Source organism: Lysinibacillus sp. fls2-241-R2A-57 (assembly GCF_030209535.1).
In the GTDB taxonomy this organism is placed as follows: domain Bacteria; phylum Bacillota; class Bacilli; order Bacillales_A; family Planococcaceae; genus Lysinibacillus.
In genome coordinates, this window is sequence record NZ_JARVRU010000196.1 from 1 (window position 1) to 7,943 (window position 7,943).

Annotated in this window: 7 protein-coding genes and 1 pseudogene; 4 read left to right on the forward strand and 4 right to left on the reverse strand. The window is 34.7% G+C overall.

All coding sequences use genetic code 11. From position 1 onward, the window contains the following. A partial coding sequence (locus QRN68_RS23850) for a hypothetical protein (protein ID WP_285399700.1) occupies positions 1-233 on the forward strand: 233 nt, incomplete at its 5' end. A gap of 57 nt (positions 234-290) precedes the next feature. Here QRN68_RS23850 and QRN68_RS23855 read toward each other — a convergent pair. Beyond that, positions 291-1,268, reverse strand: a complete 978-nt coding sequence (locus QRN68_RS23855; protein WP_285399702.1) for a thymidylate synthase — start codon at positions 1,266-1,268, stop codon at positions 291-293. Between the two features lie 94 nt (positions 1,269-1,362). Next, complete coding sequence (locus tag QRN68_RS23860) at positions 1,363-2,283, reverse strand: hypothetical protein (RefSeq protein ID WP_285399703.1); 921 nt, start codon at positions 2,281-2,283, stop codon at positions 1,363-1,365. Positions 2,284-2,491: 208 nt separating this feature from the next. Between QRN68_RS23860 and QRN68_RS23865 the strand changes: the two genes are divergently transcribed. The 3 genes from QRN68_RS23865 to QRN68_RS23875 all read left to right on the forward strand — a co-directional run bounded on the left by QRN68_RS23865 (position 2,492) and on the right by QRN68_RS23875 (position 5,835). Further along, positions 2,492-4,684, forward strand: coding sequence for a sensor histidine kinase (locus tag QRN68_RS23865; RefSeq protein WP_285399704.1), 2,193 nt, complete (start codon positions 2,492-2,494; stop codon positions 4,682-4,684). Next, on the forward strand, positions 4,677-5,303 hold the full coding sequence (locus QRN68_RS23870) for a response regulator transcription factor (RefSeq protein WP_285399706.1): 627 nt from the start codon (positions 4,677-4,679) through the stop codon (positions 5,301-5,303). Before QRN68_RS23865 ends, QRN68_RS23870 begins: the two co-directional genes overlap by 8 nt. A 331-nt stretch (positions 5,304-5,634) precedes the next feature. Next, entirely contained in the window at positions 5,635-5,835 is a 201-nt protein-coding gene (locus QRN68_RS23875) for a cold-shock protein (protein ID WP_053592785.1), read from the forward strand. A gap of 93 nt (positions 5,836-5,928) precedes the next feature. Here the strand turns inward: QRN68_RS23875 and ccsB are convergent, their stop codons facing one another. Both ccsB and QRN68_RS23885 read right to left on the reverse strand, forming a co-directional pair. Then, complete coding sequence (ccsB, locus tag QRN68_RS23880; protein ID WP_285399709.1) at positions 5,929-7,098, reverse strand: c-type cytochrome biogenesis protein CcsB; 1,170 nt, start codon at positions 7,096-7,098, stop codon at positions 5,929-5,931. Between the two features lie 540 nt (positions 7,099-7,638). Further along, positions 7,639-7,943: pseudogene (locus QRN68_RS23885) on the reverse strand (hypothetical protein); the annotation flags it as partial.

A 7,943-nucleotide genomic window follows, 5' to 3' on the forward strand; every position in this document is an offset into this window, starting at 1 on the left:
TGGCTCTTTTATCCGTCACTCTGTATTCTTTCCGTCGCTTTGGCTCTTTTATCCGTCGCTCTGATTCTTTCCATCGCTTTGGCCCTTTTATCCATCGCTATGAATTCTATCCGTCGCTCCGGCCTTTTTATCCATCGCCCTGTATTCTATCCATCGCCCTGGCTCTTCCTTCCGTCACTTTGCCCCTTTTATCCATCGCTCTAACTCTTCTTCCCATCACTCTAGCTCTTTAATCCATCACTTCGGCCTACATAAAAAAAACAGCAACCAAAATCGGTTGCTGCTTTAGTTTACACGGCAATTGGTGCTTTAATTGCTGGATGTGGATCATAGCCCTCGATAGAAAGATCTTCGAGTTCTATGTCAAAAATTGACGTTTTATCCGGATTAATTTTTAAGGTTGGTAGGTCCCTAAGCTCGCGTGATAGCTGTTCTTTCACTTGCTCCACGTGATTTGAATATATATGAGCATCCCCAATGCTATGAATAAATTCGCCAACTTCTAATCCGCATTCATGTGCAATTAAATGTGTCAGTAATGCATATGAAGCAATATTAAATGGACAGCCTAACAATGTATCAAGGCTTCTTTGCATTAGCTGACAGCTCAACTTGCCATTTGCGACATAAAATTGGAACATTACATGACACGGAGGTAATGCAGCTTTACTGCCCTTTGCGCCAGCATTGATAACATCTTCAGGATTCCATGCATTGACGATGATACGTCGTGAATCTGGATTGTGCTTAATTTGATGGATCACATCTTGTAATTGGTCAATATTTTCCCCTGTCGATGTTGTCCAATTACGCCACTGCTTACCGTAAACATTCCCAAGCTCCCCGTATTGACGTGCAAATTCATCATCTGTTAAAATTCGCTCACAAAATGATGCTAACTCTTTTTGATAGACAGCATTAAAAGACTCGTCCACTAAGCAACGGCGACCAAAATCTGTCATATCAGGACCAGTATACTGATCAGATTCAACCCATTTTTTAAAAGCCCATTCATCCCAAATATGATTGTTGTTTTGCAGTAGATAACGAATATTTGTATCCCCTTTAATAAACCAAAGTAGCTCACTTGCTACAAGCTTGAATGGTACACGTTTGGTCGTTAAAAGAGGAAAACCTTTGCTCAAATCAAATCGCATTTGATAGCCAAATACACTATATGTACCTGTTCCTGTACGATCTTCTCTTTTAACTCCATTATCTAATATATGTTGTAGTAAGTTTAAGTACGCGATTTCTGGATGCGTCATGTCATTCAACAGCTCCTTCAAGTATGCTGTTGACCATTATAACATCTAATAACTACATTTGGTCGTCAAAAAATAAAAAACAATCATTCCATATTTACATGCCTGTGCCAAAGGAATTGTATTCTAGCTCCTTTGAAATTTCGCTTTCAGTCGTGACGAAAAACATTGGCAACAAAATAATATTAACTATAATGGGGCCAACAATAAGTAATATGTCAATGCCTGGGTTAAAATAGAGACTAAACGCAGTCAGTAACCCTGACATAACTAAAAAAACAATTTGCATAACAATAATCATTAACGGAATGATTTGATACATATAGTTAAGTTTTCGGAACTGATGCATCGTTTCTGGATCTTCAATAATTCTCTTTTTAAAACGCCTTGATAAAATTATACAGGCAATAAGCTGTGCGATCATAAAGTTAAAATAAATTACACTTTTCAGCACCATTTGACCTTTCATAACTGTACCATTAAAATGTCCTACCCGTTGCTGTAATAGTTCGTTGACCGCTCCCTCAAAAACATATTCCTGATCACTAAAATAATTGAGTGGTTCCTCAAAGCCGAGAGTTGCCCAATCCTTTGCATTGACTTTCCAGTTGGTTAATTTGCTAGCCAAAATCCGTAATTGAATGGGCTCATTTTTATCAAACATTCCTACTAAAATATTATATGGAATTGCTACTTTCATCTGCCCATCTTGTTGTTCATGAATTAAATCATTAATAAAAAAAGTATATATAACATCTGACTGTTGGGCTTCATAATGAGCATTTCCGACCTTCCAATGCCTAGCTAAAGAAGATTCAATGTTATTCTTCATTTCATAATACGGCGTATTATTATGTAAATGCTTTGGAATCTTATAGATAAAATGATTGTCACCCCCGGTAATGCAAATATCTACTTTCACCACATCATTTTCAAAGTTTTTAGCGATTGTTGCCATTGGGTACGACATGATAGCGATTAGAAAAAAAAGGATCAGTGTTAATCCACTCTTTTTCATGCAACGCTCCCCCTTTTCGTCACATATGCTAGATTTACATTATCACATCCTTCTCCGAAAAAACTATTTCGTTATTCCGAAAAAGTAATAGTGGTTTTCCGAAACACCATATTTCGGTATTCCAAAATTACCAAAAATTATGGATAATATAAGCATACTTAATGATGAAATGGGGCATTATGATCATGCAAATAAATGAGCGAAAACTATGAGTAAATGGACATATAGTATTTTTATAACATACCTACTTCTCGGTATTTATGTACTTGTCGTGGCAATACGAGTACCTTTTATTAGTATTTCAGTGGACACAACTAGCGGCCAACCTGTTATTGTTGACTTCTATTATCCTCACTGGGCACAGCAACAAAATATTGAAAAAGGTGATATTTTACTGGAACTCGATGGCAAACCAGCACAAGATAATAGGTCAATCCAACGCCATTCTCTCGCTAGAAGTGCGAATGAGCTAACAATTACTAAGCCAAATGGCGAAATTCATAATATTACAGTTCAGCATAAAGATATTCCCGAAGAATTATACTTGCAAATTATCTTTCCACTGTTTTATTTCATATTATCTTTTGTCGTTGCCATCTATTTATGGCAAAGGAAGAAAGATAATCAACTCACAAAATTATTAATATTATTTTTATTAACATGTTCATTGGCCTATATAAGTACGGGAGCCTCAAGTAGAGGGAATCCAATTGGAATGTTTGTAATTAATAATTGTATGGTTTTATGCTTAGTACTTTTTATTCACTTTTTACAATGTTATTTCTGTTATCTTCATATAAAATGGCCATATATAAATACCAAATGGCTGTATTTATTACTATTATTTAGACCTTGCTGTTATTTCATTGAAAAATTTAATTTTGACATTAGAAATATATCCATTTTAATTACTCTAGGTCTGTTTGCTTTACTTGTACTTTATGCCGTCTATATTTTACTAACAAGTTATTTACGAACAAAATTGGCTAAGATCCGTCTTATCGCTATTGCGTTTATCACGCCTTTCTTACCGTTTTTACTTTTTTTCGTCGTCCCTGAAATTCTGGGTCACACTACTATATTAAAAGCTGATTTAGCTGCATTATTTTTATTGTTTATTCCTTTTTCTTTTATCTTCATTCAACTGAATGAACGATTATTCGATATTGAATATCAATTATCTCGTTTACGTTATTATTCAACACTAGCCTTTTTCAGCACTTTAATATTAACTTCAGGCATTATTATAGTGTTTTTAGACCAATTGTCGATTGTTAAAATGACGAGTGTCTTTATCCTTGTTTTCCTTAGTTTTATTGCTTGTTTCTATATTAAGGAGCAGCTTGATTATAAGTATCGAAAAGTTATCTTTTCATCTAGTGGCAATTATGTACATAATTTATATGCTGCCGTTAACCGCATGAGTAAAGCAAAAAATCAGCAGGAATTACTTAATTTGTTTAAATATGAAATAATAGAAAAGCTGGGTACTGCATCTTTTACCATTACAACAATATCCGAAGGTGTACCAATCAGCCCAGGTGAAGTTAGCATAGAGACTGAAATGACTAATCTACTATTACACGATACGGGTGAAGAAAAAATTATTTTGATAATTAGACATGCTCTACACAAAGAAGAGCTTCTTTGGTTGGAGTTACTTGCACTCTATGTTTCCATGTTTATAGTTAATTTAAAACTCATTGAAGATTTAGTGTGTGAAATACAGCATATGAAGGATAACAACGATACACAGCTTCCTTGGCTCGATAAATTGTTATGGACTATCACTGAAAAAGAAAAGAGTATTTTAGCACAGGAATTACATGACACCGTATTGCAAGAGCAGCTTCATATAGCGAGAGAGTTAGATGTCCTAGCTGGCTCAACGATGATAAAAAAAGAAAAGGTATTAGATATCCGGGAGCAATTACTAAATGCAACTAAAGATTTACGTGAATATTGCGAGAATCTAAGTCCCCCTTTGCTTGATACATTTGGGTTACAAATGGCCTTAAAAAAACTGATACAAAAAGTGAAAATACGGGCAGATTTTATGTTAACTACTCAAATAGAACGTGTTCAATTCCATGATGCAACCTTACATTTAGTCGTTTATCGCTTAGTACAAGAACTTTTAAATAATGCAATAAAGCATGCTGAGGCAACCGAGGTTTCACTAAGACTGCAAGCGATCCCTCGTGGTTTTATCCTCCAATACGATGATAATGGTATTGGCTGTAATATTGAAGATTTAATGCAATCTTCAACTTCAATGGGCATTAACGGTATCCGAGAACGTGTCCGTGCTTTTAATGGAAATATCGCCCTAACCTCCAGTCAAAATGAAGGAATGCATATATTTATTCAAATACAAGAGGAGGTGGAATCATATGATTGATATTCTTATTGTAGATGACCATCCTGTCGTTTTAGATGGTACAAAAACATTATTACAGGATTTAACAAACGTTCGTATAGATACAGAGCAGGATAGTGCTTCTGTACTGTCGAGAATGGATGCTCAAAATTTCCAATTATTTTTGATCGATATTAATATGAAACCAATCAATGGCATCCAGCTTTCAGAAATGATTAAAAAAAAGCAACCAGAAGCACTTATTTTACTCTATACAGGATACGAGCTTTCCGATTATTACGAACTATTGGTTGAGAAAAAAATCGACGGACTACTATCCAAGCTAGCCACAAAGGAGCAAGTTATTCAAACTATTCAAGCTGCACTAAGAGGTGAAATCTTACTTTCAGCAGATTTTTTAGACTTTGTACAACAACGTACCAATCTATCAAATACCCAGCAAGACATTTTACTTAGTGATAAAGAACAAGAGATTTTACAGCTAGTATCACAAGGATGCACAAATAAAGCAATCGCTTCCGCTATTGGGGTTACTCAACGCACCGTCGAAAATTATTTATCCAAACTTTTTGTCAAACTTAATGTAGAATCTCGTGCAGAGGCAGTCATTGTCGCTAAAGAGAAAGCATGGATTAATTAACTGATTGTAGTATTGGGCTACTCGACTCCCGCAGGAAAGCGAGTAACTTGTAGCAGAAATCAGCGTCTTCTAATCCCGATGGATAAAAATAGTTAATCAACACGCCTGTAAATTATAGTAAAAAACAATCCAATGTAAATTTTTCTTACTAAAAACGGAATATACTGGATAAATGTCTCGAACTGTTATATAATTAAAACAATAATAATTACATTACTTCGTCTTAACCATTAAAATCACGTATTCAAAAGTAATACGGCTTTTGAATACGTGATTTTTTGCGAGCGATTGAAGGAATATGATTGTTGAATTTTTTTGGGAGGTTGTTCACATGACACAAGGTACAGTAAAATGGTTTAACGCAGAAAAAGGTTTTGGCTTTATCGAGGTAGAAGGTGGAAATGATGTATTTGTACATTTCTCTGCTATTCAATCAGATGGCTTTAAAACTTTAGAAGAAGGCCAAAAAGTGGAATTCGGCGTTGAAGAAGGTAACCGCGGACCACAAGCAACTAATGTTGTAAAGCTTTAATTTCGGCTTTAGAATAAACAGTGCAAAATTCAAGAGACATCCAAATTGCGGATGTCTCTTTTTGATTTGATAATTATATTCAGTCATAGCCCCTTACGCGTAAGAATGTAAACCAGCAATTACTAAATTCACAAATACCTGATTAAAAACGATAATGCCAAATCCAACAATCGCTAACCAAGCTGTCCTCTCGCCTTCCCAGCCTTTAGATAGTCGTAAATGAAGGAAAGCAGCATAAAATAAAAATGTGATAAGTGCCCATACTTCCTTAGGATCCCAGCCCCAAAATCTACTCCACGCAATCTGCGCCCAAATCATGGCAAATAAAAGTCCTCCTAAGGCGAACAGCGGAAAGCCTATGACAACAGCTCGATATGAAATTTCATCCATTAATGCTGGTTGTACACGGTTTGTTAATGGCTTTAATAAAACAATTAACGGTCTTCTCGCAATGAGTAAAATCACAGCATATAAAACCGTTCCACCTATAAATGCCCATACGATAGAATTCAATTTCTTCGCATCTATCTTATTTGTAATCTGTAAAACGCCAACCTGTTCCCCACTAGATGTTACTGCGTCTTTCGTGACAATGAGCGGCTTCATCGTATAAACTGCTGTTTCTTCCTGACCTTGTACATTTTCAAACTGAACCTCGAGTTTATCTCCTGAAAAGTTAAAATAAGTAGCCACTCCGATAAAGCCAATTACGACAATTAGACAATACATCACAAATTCCAAGGCAAATGTACGAATCGAAAATTTAGAAACATCTAATGTTCTTAATAAATAAATAATACCTGTTGCGAACGATATCGATAGTATGGCACTTGAAAATGCAACTGTCATAACGTGGATCGTTAACCAATGACTTTGCAGCGATGGCACAAGTGGTGAAACTTCTTTTGTAAAAACACTTCCATAACCGAGAATAATTAATGACACAGGAATGGTGAACAAGCCTACCACTATTTGTTTATATAAAAAATGAATAATCAAATAGCTACCAGTAAGCATGATGCCAAAAAACGTCATAAACTCGTACATATTACTTACAGGTGCATGATCAACCGCAATCCACCTTAAAATGAAATAAACTAGCTGTAAAATAAAAGCAATATACGTAAGTGTAAGCCCTACTTTTCCAAACATTTTTCCTTTTGATTTCACGGCAAGCCCAATCGGTATGATGGCGATTAGTAGTAATATAAATGCTACAAACAATGAATTACTACTCAAGTTTAATAATTCTTCTTTACTCAATGTAAAATCCTCCAATGTATTATTTGGGAAACTAAATATTTGTTTCCAATAAAAATAACGTCATTCATTTACAAGAAGTGCCATCATTTCCCTTAAAACACTTTTATTTTTTTGAATTGTTACAATTTTATGTCACGGAAAGTACTTACAGTAAACTCTAAAAGACGTCCTCATATCAAAAAAAAAACCATCTATATAAAAATAGATGGCGAATTACAAAAGTTGGCATGACTCTACCTACATCTTATTAAAAATTGAAATAAAAGGACTCTTCACCAAAACATGATTACGATACGTGAGATTTCGCTTTTTTTCTATAGTAAAATGTAAAATTATTGAATTAACAGAAAATCAACCACGAGTTATGGTGAAGAGCCAAAATTTTAATTTTTATACATATAATGTGTGACATTATATAAGAATGCACTATTTTAAATAGTTTCAGCGTAAAAACTTGACTTTTAATAAAATCAAGCATCAGGTAGCTATCTTTATTGTGAAAAGTGAATAGACAAAATATTTAGTCATGCTTTATATGTGTTAATCTTGAGGTAAATCTAGATCCTTTATTCTTTCAATTTCTTCTCTCGATAAGCCTACTAAATCCATTATTTCTTCAACGGTTACATGTCGTTTCATCAATTTTTTCACTAACTCTATTTGCTCTTGTTTACGCCCTTGTTCTAGTCCTTGCTCTAGTCCTTCTTTCATTCCCTCTGCTTTCCCTTGCTCTCTTCCCTTGTTTATTCCATCAATATAACGGGCTTCTTCATCTAGGATATACTTTAAGCGAGATTGATAAGCAAGAATTGTTTCAGGGGATTGACTGATTTCTTCCCATGTAT

What these genes read in the sequence shown, in the direction of transcription:
- QRN68_RS23875 (WP_053592785.1), top strand. Translation starts at nt 5,635, where the DNA reads ATGACACAAGGTACAGTAAAATGGTTTAACGCAGAAAAAGGTTTTGGC.
- QRN68_RS23860 (WP_285399703.1), bottom strand. Translation starts at nt 2,283, where the DNA reads ATGAAAAAGAGTGGATTAACACTGATCCTTTTTTTTCTAATCGCTATC.
- QRN68_RS23870 (WP_285399706.1), top strand. Translation starts at nt 4,677, where the DNA reads ATGATTGATATTCTTATTGTAGATGACCATCCTGTCGTTTTAGATGGT.
- QRN68_RS23855 (WP_285399702.1), bottom strand. Translation starts at nt 1,268, where the DNA reads ATGACGCATCCAGAAATCGCGTACTTAAACTTACTACAACATATATTA.
- QRN68_RS23865 (WP_285399704.1), top strand. Translation starts at nt 2,492, where the DNA reads ATGAGTAAATGGACATATAGTATTTTTATAACATACCTACTTCTCGGT.